Below are 17,341 nucleotides of genomic sequence, written 5' to 3' on the forward strand. Positions count from 1 at the left end.
TCCATGCAATCCGACCCTCTTGACCTCAACGAGATGAATCCCTCCTTGCTATGGAGCGCATTCCGCTTCGCCAACGGTGTCAGCACCCGAAATCGACTGGTGCTCGCGCCGATGACCAACCAGCAGAGCTACGACGATGGCGTCATCAGCGACACGGAGCTCGAGTGGCTGCGCATGCGCGCCGAGGGCGGGTTCGGCATCCTGGTGAGCGCAGCGAGCCATGTGCGGGAAGACGCGAAGGGCTTCGACGGTCAGCTTGGCTGCTTCAGTGATCGTCACATCCCCGGGTTGGCTAGATTTGCGGCGCTGGGGCGCGCCTCTGGGTCCTTGTCCATCCTCCAGCTTTTCCATGGCGGTCTTCGCTCACCGCGCCGGCTGACCGGCGTTCGCCCTGTGGCACCGAGCGAAGTCCAGTTGGACTTCCCGGGCTTCGAACTGCCCAGCGCGCTGCGTGAGGGCGACATCGAGCAGATCATTGCGGACTTCGCGCGCGCGGCGCAGCGCGCCCAGGCGGCCGGTCTCTCCGGCATCGAGATCCATGGCGCCAACGGCTATCTCTTCGCGCAATTCCTCAGTCAGGCGACCAACCTCCGCGTCGACCGCTGGGGAGGATCACTCGAGAACCGTGCCCGGTTCCTGTTGTGCGTGGTCAGCGCCATTCGAAGCGTCGTACCGCAGGAATTTCTCCTTGGCGTCAGGCTGCTGCTGGAGGACTCATCGCCCCAAAGGGGGTTCGACATCGATGAGATGCTCCAGGTCGTCGAGTGGCTGGGCGCGGCCGGAATCGACTACCTCCACGTCTCCTCCAGGGACGTGAGGAGCGGGTCCTGGAAATACCCGGCGTCGGGCGAGGCCAACATCAAGCGGGCCAGGGCGGCACTCGATCGCAAGGTCGCGCTGGTGGCCGTGGGCGGCGTGAGGACGCTGGCGGACGCCGCCTTCGCGCTGGGTGAAGGCGCTGATCTGGTGGCCATCGGGCGCGAGGCCATCGCCGTGCCGAGGTGGCCGCAGCAGGCCGTCATCGAGGGCTACGCGCCCGCAGCCTATCCCCTGGAGCCGCGAGAGTTGGAACGGCAGGGGGTGAGTGCCCCGTTCCTGGCCTACCTGCGGCCCTTCGGTCTCGTCGCGGACCTCGAGGATGGGGGCTCGCGCTGAGCCATGGACCTTCTGCAACTCAGGTACTTCTGCAAGGTTGCGGATCTCAGAAACTTCACGAAGGCGGCGGCCGCGTTGCATGTGGCCCAGCCCGCTGTCACGCGCCAGGTTCAACTGCTCGAGGACGAACTGGGCATCCGGCTCCTGACGCGGCATAACCGAGGAGCCATGCCCACAGAAGCCGGGAACCGACTGAGGGCGGGGGCGGAGGCCATCTTCGCATTGCTGGCACAAGTGAAAGTGGATGTCGTCTCGCGTGGTCTTGCGGAACCGACGTCCTTCGACTCGACACGCGGCGGATGCCCTAGCGCATCGGAGCCCGCGGATGGCCCGGGCTCCCACTGCGCTTTCGCATCGTCTGGCGATGCTTAAACGGTATTGCTGAACGGCGCAACTGGTCTTCACGCGCTCTCGCCATCGGCCGATATCACAAGCAGTGAAATCGACTGAAAGAGTGCCATGAGCCTGTTGAGAAACCTCCGAATCGGAACCCGCTTGGCCGCGGGGTTCGCGATCCTTCTGATCTTCCTGGCTGCTGTCGCGGCGTTGGGGCTGCGCTCGATGCGAGAGATCAACGCCTCCATGGAGGGCATCGTCCACAACAGCAATGTGAAGGTTGCCGCGGCGAGCGAGATGCTCGGTGCCATCCGTGACATCTCCGCCTACGGCGCCACGATGGTCATTCTTGATGATGTCGGCGCCACGCAGGCAGAGCTGAAGAAGTTGCAAGCTGCGCGCGAGCGTTATAGCCGCGCCAGGGACACTCTCGCGAAACTGGTGAACTCGCCGGAAGGGCGGGCGAATCTGGCACGCGTGGACAAGTTGATTGCACAAGCCGTCCCTGCCAACAACAAACTCGTGGAACAGGCGCTTCAGGGAAAAGGGGCGGAGACGAAGGACACCTTCCTGACGCAGGCACGACCGCTAACACTGGCGTCGATCGAAGAGCTCGATCAACTCGTCAGACATCAAACCCAAGTGGCCACGAGGGCCGCCGAAGCGGCGCGGGCCGGCTTTGACCAGGCGAGCCTCTGGGTGATGTGCCTCTCCGCTGCAGCGATCGTCGCCGGGGGCCTCATCGCTTGGATGACAACCCGCTCGATCACGAGCCCCATCCAGGTCGCGGTCGAGATCGCCGAGTCGGTGGCGGACGGAGATTTGACTTCGCAAATCGAGGTGTTCAGCACGGACGAGACGGGCCGTCTCACGGCGGCATTAAAAGCGATGAATCAGAACCTGGTCCGGATTGTCGGCAATGTTCGACAGGGGACCGAGACTATCGCGACCGCTTCAGGTCAGATCGCTACAGGCAATCAGGACCTCTCGTCACGCACTGAAGAGCAGGCGAGTTCGCTGCAGCAGACCGCAGCGTCGATGGAGCAACTCACGGGCACGGTGAAGCAGAATGCAGAGAACGCTCGCCAGGCCAATCAGTTGGCCGTGCAGGCATCGGCTATCGCGACCCGAGGCGGTGGCGTCGTCCACCAGGTAGTTGAAACCATGGACTCGATCAATGCCTCGTCGCGCAAGATCGTGGACATCATCGGCGTCATCGACGGGATCGCCTTCCAGACCAACATTCTTGCGTTGAACGCTGCGGTGGAGGCGGCTCGCGCTGGGGAGCAGGGGCGCGGCTTTGCCGTGGTCGCATCCGAGGTGCGCAACCTGGCGCAGAGGTCTGGCGCCGCTGCCAAGGAGATCAAGCTTCTCATCGAGGACTCAGTGGGCAAAGTGGAGCAGGGCAGCAGGCAGGTCGCGGTGGCTGGTGCGACCATGGAGGAGATCGTGGGCAGCGTGCGCCGCGTGACGGACATCATGGGGGACATCACGGCGGCGGGCGAGGAACAGACCACCGGCATTGAGCAGATCAACCAGGCCATCACGCAGATGGATCAGGTCACCCAGCAAAATGCAGCGTTGGTCGAGGAGGCGGCAGCGGCTGCGGGTGCGCTTCAGGAGCAGGCGACCCACCTCGTTGAGGCCGTCAGCGTCTTTAAGCTTGCTGCCTGAGGGTGGCCCGGCCCTCGAAGGAGGTGCTGATCAATGCCCTTCACCGAGCGTGTCGAACGACGCATGGCGCGAAGTCAAGCTGAAGGCAGTCAGTCGTTCGCCGCACGTTGCGCAGCAGCTTTCAGGGCTGCTTAGCCCGAGCAAGCTCGATGCGTATGCAGCGAAGCTCGGCGCCGGGCTCAAGAGCGAGGCATCGAGCGCAAGCAGCGGCGCACCCTCAAGCAGATGCACGCCGACCTGGCCGCGCTCGGCTACCAGGGCTCCTACGACCGCGTGGCGGCCTTCGCACCGGCGTGGCACGCGCATCGCCATGAGGTCGAACAGACCTCCGGCCGAGGCACCTTCGTGCCCTTGGCCTTCGGCCCCGGCGAGGCGTTCCAGTTCGACTGGAGCGAGGACTGGGCGGTCCACCTGCGCAGCGAACAACTGACTGGCCTCACGCCGACTTCGTGCCACGCGTCGCTCAGCATGCTCGGCAGCGGGTATTGATCAGCAGGTCCTTAGGCGGCGAGCCCGGCTGTGCGATGTGGACTGGTCGCAAGGGCCTTATGCTCAAGCATCCAAGTTCATCGTGCAGGAGTCTGATGCTAGCTGACAGATGAAAAATGCGTGCGCTGCGCATTGTCAGAGGGTTAGCCCGCTGCGGTGGCGTGGGGGCGTGTGGAGCAGGCATGTCTGCATGATCGCCGCGTCTTCGAATCCTTTCCGTTCGCCAGCGCACAGACCGTTCGGTGTCCGGCCCTGCATGGTCACCGCCCAGCCGATGCCGTTGGACAGGCTCGACGCGCTGGATCCATGAGTTTCTAAATTCCATTTCATGCCCCAACCCCACGACAGCGCTTCAAGACTTCAGGGCGTGCCCGCACCTGCCGCAGGCTGGGCCACCCGGCTTCGACCGCATGGCTGGGCCCTGTCGGGCTTGCTGCTGTGCCAATTGGGGCAGGTTCTGGCATCGCTGCTGTTGCCCGGGTTCAGCGCCGATGTCATTGACCAGGGCATCGCCACCAAGTCGTCCGACACGATCCTGCGCTATAGCGCATGGATGGGCGCTGCCTCGCTGGTGCAACTCGTGCTCAGCGTCGCGGCGGCTGTGCTCGGCGCGCAGATCGCCTTCCGGGTGGGCCAGGCGCTGCGTGCCGATGTCTTTTCCAAGGTCCACGACCTCGCGCTGGCGCGGGCCCAGGGTTTCAGCATCGGCTCCCTCATCACCCGCTGCACGAATGACGTGCTGCAAGTGCAAACCATGCTGACCCTGATGCTGACCATGATCGTCATCGCCCCGATCATGGGGGTGGGCGGCGCCATCATGGCCTTGCGTCAGGATGTGCAGTTGTCCAAGCTCTTGCTGATCGCGGTGCCGATCCTCGCGCTGATCATCGGCTTCCTGACCTTGCGCGCGACACCACTGTTCCAGCGGATGCAGAAGCAACTCGATGGGGTCAACACGATCCTGCGCGAGCAGATCGACGGCATTCGGGTCATTCGCGCCTATTTGCAGGAAGCGCGCGAAGGCCAGCGCTTCGGGGCAGCCAACACCGAACTGACCGACACCGCGCTCCATGCAGGGCGGCTGATGGCGACGATCAGCCCTGCGTTGACCACCGTCATGCAACTGGCCTCTGTCGCCCTGGTGGGGGCAGGTGCGAGCCGGATCGTCTCTGGCGACCTGCAAATCGGCGCGCTGATCGCCTTTCTTTCCTACATCTCGCTGATCCTGATCTCCGTGATGATGTTGGGCATGCTGATCGTGCTCCTGCCGCGCGCGTTGGTCAGCGCCAGGCGGATCAGCGAACTCCTGCAGAGCCCTATCACGGTGGGGCCGCCCGCCCATCCGCAGGCGCTGCCAGACAAAGGGGCCGGGCTGCCTTTGCGCTTCGAGGCGGTCAGTTTTGGCTATCCGGGGGCGCAAGCCCTGGTCCTCGAGAACATCGATTTCGCGCTGGCTCCCGGGGAAGTGCTTGGCATCATCGGCGCCACCGGCTCGGGCAAAACCACCATCGTCAACCTCATCGCCCGGCTGGACGATCCGAGCACGGGCCGCGTGTTGCTCGGCGGCGTCGACCTCCGGCAGATCGCGCCCGAGGCGCTGAACGGGCGGATCGGCTACGTCCCGCAAAAGACCTATCTGTTCTCGGGCACCGTGGCGGACAGCTTGCGGCTCGGCAATCCGCAGGCTGACGATGCCGCGCTCTGGCGCGCCCTTGAGGTTGCGCAGGCTGCCGACTTCATCCGCGCGCTGCCCGAGCAACTGGCGGCGCCCGTGGCCCAGGGCGGGACGAATTTTTCCGGTGGGCAGCGGCAGCGGCTCGCCATCGCCAGGGCGCTTGTCTGCGACGCCGATCTCTACCTCTTCGACGACAGCTTCTCGGCGCTCGATCAGGCCACCGATGCGCGGCTGCGGGCCGCGCTTCGCCGCGCGACCGCGCATGCGGCCACGGTGACTGTCAGCCAGCGTGTGGCGTCGATCCAGGATGCCGACCGCATCCTCGTGCTGGATCGCGGCAAGATCGTCGGGTTGGGGCCGCATGCGGCCTTGCTGGCCGCTTGCCCGGTCTACGCCGACATCGTGCGTTCACAGCAGGCTGTGGCGGAAGGTGCGGCATGAACAAGATCGGCAACCCAGGCGCCGCGTTGGGCGGCGAAAAGCCGAAAGACACCCGCAAGACGGCACTCGCGATCTGGCAGGCGCTGGGCGCCAGCCGGCGGGTGCTCATCGTCACGGTGTTGCTGAGCATCGGCAGCGTGGTGGCCAGCACGATCGGGCCATGGCAGCTCGGCAAGGCCACGGATCTGCTGGTCAGCGAGGGCTTCAGCATGGCCGCGCTGGTGCGCCAGTTGCTGATCGTCGCGGTCATCTATCTGGTCGCCTCCTTGCTCAACCTGGCGCAGGCCTGGCTGGTCAACGAGCTGGTGCAGAAGCTGGGCCGCGATTTGCGGGGCCGGGCGCAGGCGAAGCTGTCGCGTGTGCCCTTGAGCTGGTTCGACGCGCAGCTGCGTGGCGAGGTGTTGTCGCGCTTCACCAATGACATCGACAACGTGATCCAGAACCTGCAGCAGGTCGCCAGCCAGGTGCTGCTGATGCTGCTGACGATCCTCGGCGTTCTGGCGATGATGTTCGTGCTCTCTGTGCCGCTGGCCATCGTCTCGATCACGGCGATCGTCATCTCGCTGGTGCTGACGCGGCTGCTCACGCGCGCATCCGGGCCGCAGTTCGCCGCCCAGTGGCGCGAGACGGGGCGTTTGAACGCGACGGTGGAAGAGAGCTTCACCAGCCAGACCTTGATCCGGGTGTTCGGCGCGCGCAGCCGCATCGAGGCGCGCTTCGCCGAGCAGAACGCGGCGCTAACGAAGGCCAGCCAAAGCGCGCAGATCCTGGCCAGCCTGATCCAGCCCGTCACCATGTTCGTGACCAACCTCGCCTATGTCGCGGTGGTGGTCGCGGGCGCCTTCCGCGTGCTGGCCGGCGGGCTGTCGCTGGGCGAGCTGCAGGCCTTCATCCAGTACATCCGGCAAATCGGGCAGCCCGTCTCACAGTTGGGCAGCATGGTGGCGCAGGTCCAGTCTGCGTTGGCTTCGGCGGAGCGGGTCTTCGAGTTGCTCGACGCGCCGGAGTTGGCCTTGGACGACGCCGGTGAAGGGCGGGCGAAGCTCGCGGTCACCGGCCATGTCGCTTTCGAGCACGTCCGCTTCCGCTATCAAGCGGATCGGCCCTTGTTCGAGGACGTGAGCCTCGAGGCCCAGCCCGGCCAGACGATCGCCATCGTGGGCCCGACAGGCGCTGGCAAGACCACGCTGGTCAACCTGCTGATGCGGTTCTACGAGATCGACGCGGGCACGATCCGCCTCGACGGCACCGACATCCGGGAACTCCCACGCTCGGCGCTGCGCAGCGTGATCGCCATGGTGCTGCAAGACACCTGGCTTTTCACCGGCACGGTCCACGACAACCTGGCCTATGGCCGCCCCCAGAGCAGCCGCGAAGACGTGATCGCCGCCGCACGACGCTGCCATGTCGATGATTTCGTGCGGACGCTGCCAAAGGGTTACGACACGGTGCTGGAGAACGCGGGTGCCGCGCTGTCACAGGGCCAGCGCCAGCTGATGACGATCGCCCGCGCCTTCCTGCTGGACACGCCCATCCTGATCCTTGACGAGGCGACGAGTTCGGTCGACACCCGCACCGAGATGCTGATTCAGCAGGCGATGTCCGAGCTGCGTCAGGGCCGCACGAGCTTCGTGATCGCGCATAGACTCTCCACCATCCGCGATGCGGACCTGATCGTCTACATGGAGGCGGGCAACGTGCGCGAGACAGGTACCCACGACGCGTTGATGGCACGGAAGGGCGGCTACTGGGCCCTGCAGCGTGGTGGAAACGTGGCCCCCACGGCATGACCTTCGCTGGTGCGCGTCTCAAGCTGTTGATTTCCATCCCGAAGTGACCCACTAACCCTGGCGGGTCCAGATTGCATGGAACTCAACACCCTCTAAGCGCTTGTTAGGGATGCGCTTATATGGGCGCCCCCCGGATTGCAAGAACTCGTGTGTGTGACGATTCAGGAGGCAGGGCTGCAGTCTTATATCCAGCCTGTTGTGCAGGCTGATATGCCTGCTGGCCCTGATGATTTTCGCTGACGAGGTTCCCCATCTGATCGATGCCGGAACGGGTTTGCAGGCTTCTGCGCGCCGCGCGCCGTGGTGCGGCGGATGTGCCAGTCGAAGATGCGGCCGTAGACGCCGACCTTCTTGCGGATGGTGCCGGGCGAGTTGTTCGCCACCATCTTGAGGTTCTTCACGAAGGCGTCGACCCACTCGGCAGTGATGCTCGAGACGCGCACGCCCAGGAAGTCGCCCATGGTCGCGCTGAGCATCTCCGCGTCAAACGGCGTGACCGGGCCCAGCTTCTCGTATGAGCGCACCACCTCCACTACGAGCGGATCTTGCGTCGCCGGCGCGTCCGGCTGAATGCCGCGCGGCACGATGCCGCGCTTCAGATGGGACTTGAGCGTGTCGCGGTACTCCTCGGCCTCGGCTTCGCTCTCGAAGGTGGAGAAGTAGGGCCGATCGAGCAGCCTGTGCTTGATGCGGAGCTGGAAGCGGCCGTCTCGCTCTTGAATGTTCTGCGCCACGGCGACAAAGCATACGAGAAAGGGCGGGTAGCACGGCTACCTTTTTGGGGAGCGGGGAGGCGTTTTGGAGCGCTTTGAGACGCTATCGATTTGCCGGCGTTTGGAGAAAACGTAATGAAATCAATGGCTTAGATGGCCCGGAGGGGATCGAACGTCGAACCGAAAGCCTCGTGCAGGCTGTGGCCGGGTGAGGAGAATCAATCATTGTTCCCCTTTCTGTTCCCCCGCTTTGATCAGGCCAGATGGCGCCTCCCTTGATCGACCAAGTCAATGTGGCGTTGCTCTCTTGCGAACAAAATATGGGTCTATCCCGGAGGTACTGTTGCGCACGTGAGGCCTGCAAAGTTGCCACCGAACGAGGGTGGCGAGCCGGCCACGGCCGGTGCTTCAAGCGGCTCGATCGCCGCTGCGGGAGGCGAGCCGTTCGCGGGGCGGGCGTCATGAAACCATGCTGGAAGAATGTCGCCGTTTGTGCGCTAGGCCGTACGCAGTGCAACTGATGTGCCTTGGGCCGGCGTTGACACGGCGCAGGCCAGCGCCGACGCGGCGCCCGCGGCGATAGGACCCATCACTGTTTTCTTCACGGCTCGTTCTTTCTCGAAGAAGTGGGTAGTAAACGACCGTTTAGGTCCGGGCATCGTGCTGCGCGACCGAGACCTTCCCGAGCCAGTCGCCCACGACCAGCCCCTCCTTCAAGGTCGTCGCAATACTGACCTTCACGCCGAATTCGTAGGGGGTTCGGGCCTTGCCCTTGCTGTGATGCATTCGACCTCGGGAGCATGCAGCGCGTAGAGCTTGTTCTTGTCCTTCGTGCGCTGGGCGAGGATGCGGCCCGTGCGCGCCAGCAGGTCGCCGACCTTCGCCTTTGACTGTTCGGGCAAGCGCTGCACGCGACCTACGCGCGTGAGGCTGCTCGGGTCGATGGGCGCGTCGGTCGGCAGGTACAACTCGTCGCAGAAGTATTGCCGATAGGGATGTCGACCCAGGTGCTGACCATGGCTTCGTCGGAAGCGTCGAAGGCGTGCTGCAGGTACAGCAGGCCGGCGAGCAGGCGAGGAGGCAATGCGGGTCGGTCACGGCGGGCGCCGACGGTCCGCTCGATCTCGTCCCAGTCGATCAGGCCGGCCTGGCACACCAGCGGATGGCGCACGTTGATCAACTCGTCGAGCCGGGAGACGAACAGCTCGTCGGACTCGGGCGTTACGGGCTTGGGTCCCATTGTTCAAACTTCGTCGGAATTTGCAAGCAAACTGCGGTCTACAACGATCTACCGTGCAAGTCGTGCGCCAGGGAAAGATCGAAAATCTCAAAAAAGACAATGACTTGCGCGTTGTTCAGGGGCTATTTACCTATTCATTGGTGATGTTTCCTGCGCGCAGCATACCGAGCAAACCTTTGAAGTTACACTGGCCCAAAAAATAGTCATGACATGAATACCAGAATTCGCTCGTTCGTAGTGCCCGTTGTTGGCGTCTTATTTACAGTCATCTATCTGCTTGACGTTGAATATGTCTCGTCAATGCGTGGGCTTGATCTGTCTTGGCACGTGATGTTGGGCTATGCCTATGAAAACAAGCTTCAACACGGGACTCAAATAATTTTCAACTATGGCCCCCTCTCGTTCATCGAGTCCGCGGTGTATTTCGAACGTACACATTCCGAAAAAATGGCCTACCGGGCCACCTATCTGCTGATTCTCGGACTAGGGGTGTTCACCGTGTTTCAAATAAGGAGCCCATTGAGGTTGCTGGCATGGTGTGGTCTAACCGTGCTTTTGCTTTTGCTTAGGGACGTGTATTTGCTACTGCCAGCTTTATTGCTTTGCCATCAAGAATGTCGCAGGCAGCCCGGGAACATCACGCAGCTCGCTCTTTCAGTTCTGCTCGCGTTCGGGGCGGCGTTCGCATGCTTGGTCAAGTCGAACGCAGTCTTTTTTTCGGTGCCCGCCATTGTGCTCGCGAGCCTGTACCGCTTTTCAATACGAGACTACCGTCCAGTCGTTCCCTTCTGTTTTGTGTTGTCCGTATTTCTGCTGTTCTGGTTGTCGGGCCAGGAAGTCTCGAATTTTTTCGAATTCCTGGACGGATACATTGATGTTTCACGCGCGTACAACGAGGATATGGGCCTCCCAGCACCGTTGGTACTGCATATCGCATTTTTTATTGGCGCAGCCATCGTCGCCACCACTCTGCGCTTCCACAACCGTCTCAGCATGGTACTCGGAGTGCTGACCCTCGGATACTTATTGGTGGCCTATAAGATGGGGTTTATTCGTCACGGCGAGCACCCTGAAGCGGCATTTCTCGCATTGGCGTTTATAAGCACAGTCCAGCTCTGGAGTCCAGGCGGCAACTTCCGCGATGGCAACCACCGCCGTTTGGTTGCCGCTGTGGCGTTTGCGGCAGCTTCGTTTGTCGCATCAAGTGCGCTGCTAGCGTCGTTGCTGCCGCATGGAGATGCCTTCAAAGGATATGCCAGTGTTCTACAGCACCGAATCCGCTATGTGCTTGATTCTAAATTTAGGGGGGGATCCTCCGTCGAGGCACAACGTCGATACAACGTGGCGCTTACTCAAGCACGCGCCGCAATTCCCTTCGACGCTACTGAAGCTCCCATCGACATATTTCCGTTCGAATTCAGTTTGGCCTATGCCTCAGAGATGCCAATAGCAACCCGGCCAGCATTTCAGTCCTATTTCGCAACCAGCCGCCACATGACGGAGCGAAATGAACGCTTTCTGTACAGCCGGCAGGCGCCGAGGTCGGTGATCTTTGGTGTTTCTCCGATTGATGGTCGCTACGCGGCGCTGGAAGACCCGCTCGCACTGGGCGCATATAGGCGGTTGTATCAAGTTGAGAGGCACTCGTCGGATGCCATATTGCTAAAGCGCCGCGCCGCGCCGCTAGCTCAATCTCAGATATGCCGTAATTCCCAGCTTAGGTTCAATCAGCTGCTTGCGATTCCCTCCGTGGACCCGGATCAAGCAGTGTGGTCGGAAGTCACGGTTGTGCAAAGCTGGCTAGGGCAACTCCTGAGCATGCTAATCGGTCACCCTGTTGTTCATATGACGGTTGCTACATCAGAGAGCAGTAGAGATTACCGGTACCTTCGCGAGGCGGGACAGGTCGGGTTCTTGTTGTCACCGGCGCTTGCCTCAACCGAAGCGGCTACGCATTTTTTCAATGGCACGAGCCGCCCCGAAGATGGAGTCCGTAGTTTTTCGATCCACCAGCCAAGCGGCCCATTGCCTTGGTTCGATGAGACGATATCGGTAAAGCTCTGCGTGCTTTCTTGGGGCGCAGGCGAATGAGTTTGCATGTCGACATGCGTGTCCGCCACAAGCAAGGACAACCGGATGCCATCGGCGCACAAGGTGTTGCTGTGAGACTCCACCCCATGAACGGCTGCGGCCGCCTGGCGCTCGTTCAAGACGATCGGCTGGTTGTAGAACAGGCCGTACGAGCCCATGACGTGGGAATAGACCCAAACCGCAGGCGTGCGCCGGCGGGGATCGAGCCGTGCGTTGTATAGGTGCCTGGACGCGTCCAGCAACATCATGTCCGCCGACGCTTTGTCCCCCTTGCCTCAAAGGTTTGCGATCGGATGCTGCCGCTGGAATGCGACGAGGCGTTCGTTCGCTCGGCGCAGCCGACCATGGCCTTCCAGAGACCGCATGGTGCGTAAGCACGCGGCGAATACATCTTGACGATGACCGCAGCGTGCGGCGGCCGGCGCAAGCAGGCCGTCAGCGTTGCTGCCAGCGATGCGGCAGCAGTTCGTCGATGCGGCTATGCGGCTGCTTCGGCAGACGTAGGAACACGTTCTTCAGTTGGGCGTACGGGGGGCGTGCCCATTGAGCTTCGCTGACTGGCTCAAGCTCATGACGGCCGCGGCGCGTTGACCGGCACGCAAGCTCCCAGCGAACAGCCAGTTCTCCCTCTGCCCACGGCAATAGGGCGGATCTGTTGCTTCACCTAGTGCAGTGCGCATGAATTTCTAGATCTTATTTTCGTCGGCATACTCGAATCCGTCAGGAGGCTGAGGCGATGCGAGTTGCCAAGACGATCGAGTTGGAGGAGAACACCGTGCGAGAACTCCGTGGGCTTGCCAGACGCCGAACGGCGGTATCGATGCGCTGCGCAAGGACGCCCCGCGCAGTGGCCGGCCGGCCACGATCACGGCGGAGATGGAGTCGCGCATCGTGCACGCCACGCTGCACGACAAGCCGGTCAACGCCACGCACTGGAGCACCCGCACGCTGGCCGAGCACCTGAGCCTGCATCTGGTGGTGGACAACTACGTCACGCACAGCCACCCTGAGGTGCAGAAGTGGCTGGCCAGCCACCCGCGCTTCGTCATGCACTTCACGCCGACGAGCGCGTCGTGGCTGAACATGGTCGAGCGCTTCTTCCGCGACATCACCGACAAGCGCATCCGGCGCGACAGCTTCACCAGCGTGGCCGAACTGGAACTGGCCATCGACCTGTACGTGGCCTATCACAACATGGATCCCAAGCCGTTCATCTGGACCGCCAGTGCAAAGGACATCTTGGCCAAGGTCTCCCGGGCAAAGCAGCCTTGGCGGCATACGCAGGATAAGTACACAACGGAGCGGCGCACTGCACTAGAACGTCCACGCCACATGGGCGCGCACGCTGTGTTCCCGCAGCCCGTCGCCGAGCTGCGCGCCATAGGACACGCCGAGCGTCAACTGCCGCTGTAGGCGGATGTCGACACTGGCTTCGACCACTGCCGCGTCGCGCGCCAGCGGCGCGCCCGCGACCGCAAAGCCGCTGCCGCCGACGAAGGCCAGCTTCGCGCTTGGCGTCCTGTCGCCGGAGGCATGGCGCCAGCCCAGCGTGCCATGCAGCGTGGCGTCGGCAGCACCGAGCGCCAGCAGGGTGCTGCCGCGCATGCCCAGCGTGCCGAACGTGATGTCGTCGTTCTCCGACGCACCGTGCAGGGCGGCGGCACCGCTGCGTTCAACAAAAGCTTCGCTGCGCACGTTCACGTGTGCCAGGTTAGCGAAGGGCTCGAGCGATGCCTGCGGCAGGTCGAAGCGCCAGCCCAGTTCGGCGAAGGCCTGTGCAGTCTTCGCGCGGCGATCGGCGGTGGCCGTGTCCGAGAAGCCGGTGAAGTCGATGCTGCGCTGCGTGTCGGCATCACTCCACCCATAGGCGGCGCCCGTGCGCAGCGACAGGGCGCCCCATCGACGGCCACCGTACAAGCCCACTTGGTAGTCATCGCTGCGGGCCGATGCTGCGCGGTCGTCGAGGTTCAGCCGGCTCTGGCTGGCGCCTCCCATGACGCCGACGCGCCAGTCAGGCCCCACGCGGGTGTCTGCCCCGATGATCACGCCGCCGCTCTGGCGGTCTGTGCGGGCGGCGTTGCCGTCGCTGCTGTCGTCACCCCAGGCGCCATAGGCCCGGCCCCAGGTTGCGCCCTCGACACCGCCGCGCGATGCCAGGTCGGTGGGGGCTGCGACGCTGTCGGTGGCCTGGCGCAGACGGTCGATGCCGGCATCCCGGACAAGACGGCTGTTCTGCATGACCGCGCCTTTCCACGATGCATAGAGCTCGCCCGACAACCGATCGAAGGCGTTGCGCGCCGTCGGTGCATCGAGCTGGACGACTGCGTTGTAGAGCGTGCCGGCACCGAGCGCCTCCACCGCCCCTGCGGTCGACTTCTGATTGCGCGTGACCGCGACGGTCGGGAACGCCGTTGAGTTGCGCGGCAGCGTGAGCACCACGTTGCCGTCGGCGCCGAAGTTCAAGGTCGGCTGCAGGAACGCGAAGTTGGTCGAGACGTCGCCGAAGCTGCCGACCACCCCTTTGCCGGACGTCAGGATGGTGTACGTCGTCGAGGGATTCCAGTTGCCGTCGGCCGTCACTACCACCAGTGAAGCGCTGTTCAGCGTGATTGAGCCGGTTGCCGCGATGCGGTCGCTGTTGCCGGCTGCGTCGGCCTCGACGACGTAGCGCGACCCGGCCGAGAAGGTGAAGTCGCCGGCGACGTTGAGGGTACCGATCGAATTGCCGGGCGCAACCGTCGCGCCGGCCAGCAGCGTCGTGTTGCCGACGGTGCCGATACCCTGCAGCGTGGCGCCGCTCGCCACGGTGAGCGCGCCGCCGAGGCGCCCGTTGACCGACAGCGTGCCGGTGCTTAGGGTCGTCTGGCCGCTGAAGGCGGAGCCGTCGCCGGTGTAGCGCAGCAAGCCGCTGCCAAGCTTGGCGATGGCGCCGCTGCCCGAGAGCGATGCCGCGAGCGTGGTGGTGTCATTGGTATTGACGACGAGCTTGCCGGTTCCCGCACCGAATCGGATCGACCCCGCATCGACCGTGCCTGCCGCTTCAGCGGCGGCACCCTCGGCGGCGCCGATGTTCAGCACGCCGACGGAGCCGGCGCTTTGAGCGATGGCGATTTCGCTGGCGGCGACCGTGCCACCATTGCCCACGGTAAGGCTGCCCTCGCCGCTGGCGCCGACCGTCAGCTTGCCGCTGTTGCGCCAAGTCGAACCCGCACCGCTGACAACGGCCGTGCCGGTGGAGCCGGCCTCGTTCCCGATGAGGCCGCGGCCAGCGTTCAGCGTCGCGCCGCTTTCGACGCGCAATTCACCCTGGCCGAAGCGGCCCACATTGAAGTCGCCGCTGGTCGTGACGCTCGCGCCCGCGCCGCTCACGCGCAACGTGCCTCTCGAGCCTGCCAGGTCGCCCAGGATGCCTTGCACGCTGCGCAACGTGGCGCCGTCAGTCACGGTCACCGTGCCGGCCGCCCCGGTGTTGTGGCCGATGAAGAAGTCGCCGCTGTTGACCCACGTCGAGCCGGCGCCGGTGAGCGTCGCGCTGCTGGTCGAACCGGCTTCGGTGCCGACGTAGCCGTCCACACTCCTCAGCGAGCCTCCGTTCGAGACGCTCAACGTACCGTTGCCGACGTTGCCGATGAAGACATGACCGCTATTGTTCCAGGCGCTGCCGGCGCCGCTGATGGTGACGCTGCCGGTGCTGCCGGCTTCACGTCCGACCAGGCCGCCGGTGGCGTTGACCACGCCGCCGCCGGTGATGCTCAGCGTGCCGGTGGCCAGATTGCCGACCGTCAGCCGGTCGCTCAGTTGCCAGGTCGCGCCGCCCTCGACGATGGCCGTGCCATGGGCGGTGCCCACATCGCCCAGCATCGCAGTGGTGCTCTCGACCCGCGCGCCGTTGTCGATGTGCAGCGTGCCGGTGCCACCGTTGCTTCCCGGGTCGATGCGGTCCCCGCCGATCAGCAAAGCGCCGGTCGACCACTGCGAGCCGCTGCCCGTCACCGTCGCGGTGCTGTCCGAGGTGGCCTGGCGGCCGATCACGGCACCGACACTGTCGACCGATGCTCCACCAGAGACCGTCAACGAACCACTGCCCACGATGCCGATGAAAAGCTGGTCGCTGTTGGACCAGCGGCTGCCCGTGTCTGACACCGTGACGCTGCTTGCCGTTCCGTTCGCGCCAGCGCCGATCACCCCGACCGCATTGCTGACCTGTGCACCGCCCGAGATGCCGAGGCTCCCGGAGCCGGCCCGGCCCACCGTGAGGTTGCCGCCGTTGGTCCAGGTGCCGCCGCGGATGGTGCTGGTGCCGTTGGAGCCGACGCCGTCGCCCAGCACGGCGCCCTGGGTCGTGAGCGTGCCCAGGGAGTCGAGCGTGCCGCTGCCGCCGTAGCCCACGAAGAGGGTGCCACTGGTTGCCAAGCTGGCACCGCTGCCGACCGCCGCGTTGCCCAGCGTGCCGACCGAGCCGCCGACGTACAGGGTGCCCACCGTCACGCTGGCGCTGTCGTTCACATTCAGGGTGCCCGTGCCGAGGTTGCCGACGTACAGGTCGCCGGTGTTGATCCACTGGCCTGTGCCAGACACGGTGGCCGTGCCCACGGCACCGGCACTGTTGGCCAGGCTGGCGACGCCACTTGTCAGAGTGCCGGTGACGAACAAGCTGCCTTGCGAGCTCGGCGGGGCGGCGACATAGACGCCGTCGACGGTCACGGTCCCGCTGACGGTCGCCACGGCGCCGGGACCGTAGATCGACGCGGTGTCACCAGCGGTCGGTGGCCGACCGGAGCAGCACCAGTTGGCGTTGTTCGACCAGTCGCCGGTGTTGGTGTTGTACCAACTGATTCCGTCAGCCTGGGCGACACGCGGTGCTCCCAGCACGGCCAGGGCCAGCGCGATAGCGCTCAACGCGGGGGTCTTGCCGGTAGGGCTGGGCCGGTGGGCTAGGCGGGCACGAGCATGCATTTGTTACAACTGTTCCTCATGAAAAACATATTGTTTCATTTACGACTCGCGCAGGTCAAGTTGCGGCGAATTTCCCCACCCCGTTCGCCAGGAGCCGCTTTGGCGGCGGCCGCCAGATAAGTACAGAACAGAGCGGCGCCCCGCACTAGTTGTTGTCTGTAAGCAATTTGCCGTCGTCCAGGTAGCGCGTCAGCGCAGCCCAGTGTTTCAGGATGTAGTTCAGTGCTTTGGCTGCCCTGAACCCTCCGAGACCTTGAGCCGCTGCGCAATCATCCAGGCATGCAGTGCCTCAGCGATAGGCCGACCCCGCACTTGGCGGATGCGACGCCGCTCATCTGCGTCCAGGTCCTTCACCTCGCGCAGTTGTTCTGCATCGAGGTCCGTTAGTTTTTCGGCATCAGCCGCACCGTGTGGCCCATGCTCTGCAGCTTGCGACGCCAGTGGTGCGCGCTTCCGCAAGCCTCCATGCCGATCAGTCAAGGCGGCAGATTGACGAAGAACGCGGCCATCTGGTCGCGGCGCAGCTGCTTTATCAGAGCCGCCTTGCCATGTTCGTCGATGCCGTGGACCTGGAATACGTTCTTCGCCAGCTCGATGCCAACAGCAGTGATCTTCATGGTGGACGTCCTTTCGATGCAGATAGTTGTGCCACTTCCACTGTGGCACGTTGGTGCCGTTAAGGGTGAGGGCGTCCATCCCATTGCTTATGGTTGGGCATCATGCAGCGCGAGTTGATGCGCTGGCGCACCAGTCGCCAGCGTAGCGCCACTCGGGGCGGTGT

The 17,341-nt window shown here is 63.9% G+C and carries 10 protein-coding genes and 6 pseudogenes; 8 read left to right on the forward strand and 8 right to left on the reverse strand.

Annotation, left to right across the window (positions count from 1 at the left end):
- The first annotated feature begins 3 nt into the window (after positions 1–3).
- The 6 genes and pseudogenes from N8A90_RS18935 (at position 4) to N8A90_RS18960 (ending at position 7,560) form a co-directional block, all read left to right on the forward strand.
- The gene (locus tag N8A90_RS18935; protein WP_262076565.1) at positions 4–1,155 is read left to right on the forward strand and encodes an NADH:flavin oxidoreductase; all 1,152 of its coding nucleotides are present in this window, start codon (positions 4–6) and stop codon (positions 1,153–1,155) included.
- Between the two features lie 3 nt (positions 1,156–1,158).
- The gene (locus tag N8A90_RS18940) at positions 1,159–1,527 is read left to right on the forward strand and encodes a LysR family transcriptional regulator (RefSeq protein WP_262076566.1); all 369 of its coding nucleotides are present in this window, start codon (positions 1,159–1,161) and stop codon (positions 1,525–1,527) included.
- A gap of 87 nt (positions 1,528–1,614) precedes the next feature.
- A complete protein-coding gene (locus N8A90_RS18945) occupies positions 1,615–3,165 on the forward strand; it encodes a methyl-accepting chemotaxis protein (protein WP_262076567.1) in 1,551 nt (516 codons plus the stop codon).
- A 130-nt stretch (positions 3,166–3,295) separates the two neighbouring features.
- Positions 3,296–3,573, forward strand: a pseudogene (locus N8A90_RS18950) (IS21 family transposase); the annotation flags it as partial.
- Between the two features lie 409 nt (positions 3,574–3,982).
- Complete coding sequence (locus N8A90_RS18955; protein ID WP_262076568.1) at positions 3,983–5,770, forward strand: ABC transporter ATP-binding protein; 1,788 nt, start codon at positions 3,983–3,985, stop codon at positions 5,768–5,770.
- Entirely contained in the window at positions 5,767–7,560 is a 1,794-nt protein-coding gene (locus tag N8A90_RS18960; RefSeq protein ID WP_262076569.1) for an ABC transporter ATP-binding protein, read from the forward strand. The genes N8A90_RS18955 and N8A90_RS18960 overlap by 4 nt, the downstream gene beginning before the upstream one ends.
- A gap of 182 nt (positions 7,561–7,742) precedes the next feature.
- Here the strand turns inward: N8A90_RS18960 and N8A90_RS18965 are convergent, their stop codons facing one another.
- The 3 genes from N8A90_RS18965 to N8A90_RS25510 form a co-directional block, all read right to left on the reverse strand.
- Positions 7,743–8,294 carry a hypothetical protein gene (locus tag N8A90_RS18965; protein ID WP_262076570.1) on the reverse strand — a complete coding sequence of 184 codons (552 nt, stop codon included), beginning with the start codon at positions 8,292–8,294 and terminating at the stop codon, positions 7,743–7,745.
- Between the two features lie 624 nt (positions 8,295–8,918).
- Positions 8,919–9,059, reverse strand: coding sequence for a hypothetical protein (locus tag N8A90_RS25505; protein WP_410087710.1), 141 nt, complete (start codon positions 9,057–9,059; stop codon positions 8,919–8,921).
- Positions 9,060–9,189: 130 nt separating this feature from the next.
- The gene (locus N8A90_RS25510) at positions 9,190–9,513 is read right to left on the reverse strand and encodes a hypothetical protein (RefSeq protein WP_410087707.1); all 324 of its coding nucleotides are present in this window, start codon (positions 9,511–9,513) and stop codon (positions 9,190–9,192) included.
- A 210-nt stretch (positions 9,514–9,723) separates the two neighbouring features.
- On the opposite strand from N8A90_RS25510, the gene N8A90_RS18975 reads away from it, so the two are divergent.
- Positions 9,724–11,604, forward strand: a complete 1,881-nt coding sequence (locus tag N8A90_RS18975) for a hypothetical protein (protein ID WP_262076571.1) — start codon at positions 9,724–9,726, stop codon at positions 11,602–11,604.
- Positions 11,605–11,618: 14 nt separating this feature from the next.
- Here N8A90_RS18975 and N8A90_RS18980 read toward each other — a convergent pair.
- Positions 11,619–11,969: pseudogene (locus N8A90_RS18980) on the reverse strand (Tn3 family transposase); the annotation flags it as partial.
- A gap of 70 nt (positions 11,970–12,039) precedes the next feature.
- Positions 12,040–12,268, reverse strand: a pseudogene (locus tag N8A90_RS18985) (transposase domain-containing protein); the annotation flags it as partial.
- 152 nt (positions 12,269–12,420) lie between these two features.
- Between N8A90_RS18985 and N8A90_RS18995 the strand changes: the two are divergent.
- Positions 12,421–12,867: pseudogene (locus N8A90_RS18995) on the forward strand (transposase); the annotation flags it as partial.
- Positions 12,868–12,918: 51 nt separating this feature from the next.
- Here N8A90_RS18995 and N8A90_RS19000 read toward each other — a convergent pair.
- The 3 genes and pseudogenes from N8A90_RS19000 to N8A90_RS19010 form a co-directional block, all read right to left on the reverse strand.
- Entirely contained in the window at positions 12,919–16,503 is a 3,585-nt protein-coding gene (locus tag N8A90_RS19000; RefSeq protein ID WP_262076572.1) for an autotransporter domain-containing protein, read from the reverse strand.
- A gap of 205 nt (positions 16,504–16,708) precedes the next feature.
- A pseudogene (locus N8A90_RS19005) lies at positions 16,709–16,920 on the reverse strand (transposase); the annotation flags it as partial.
- 35 nt (positions 16,921–16,955) lie between these two features.
- Positions 16,956–17,177: pseudogene (locus N8A90_RS19010) on the reverse strand (IS110 family transposase); the annotation flags it as partial.
- Positions 17,178–17,341: the final 164 nt, after the last annotated feature.

The organism is Variovorax sp. N23, assembly GCF_025486315.1.
Taxonomy (GTDB): Bacteria; Pseudomonadota; Gammaproteobacteria; order Burkholderiales; family Burkholderiaceae_C; genus Variovorax.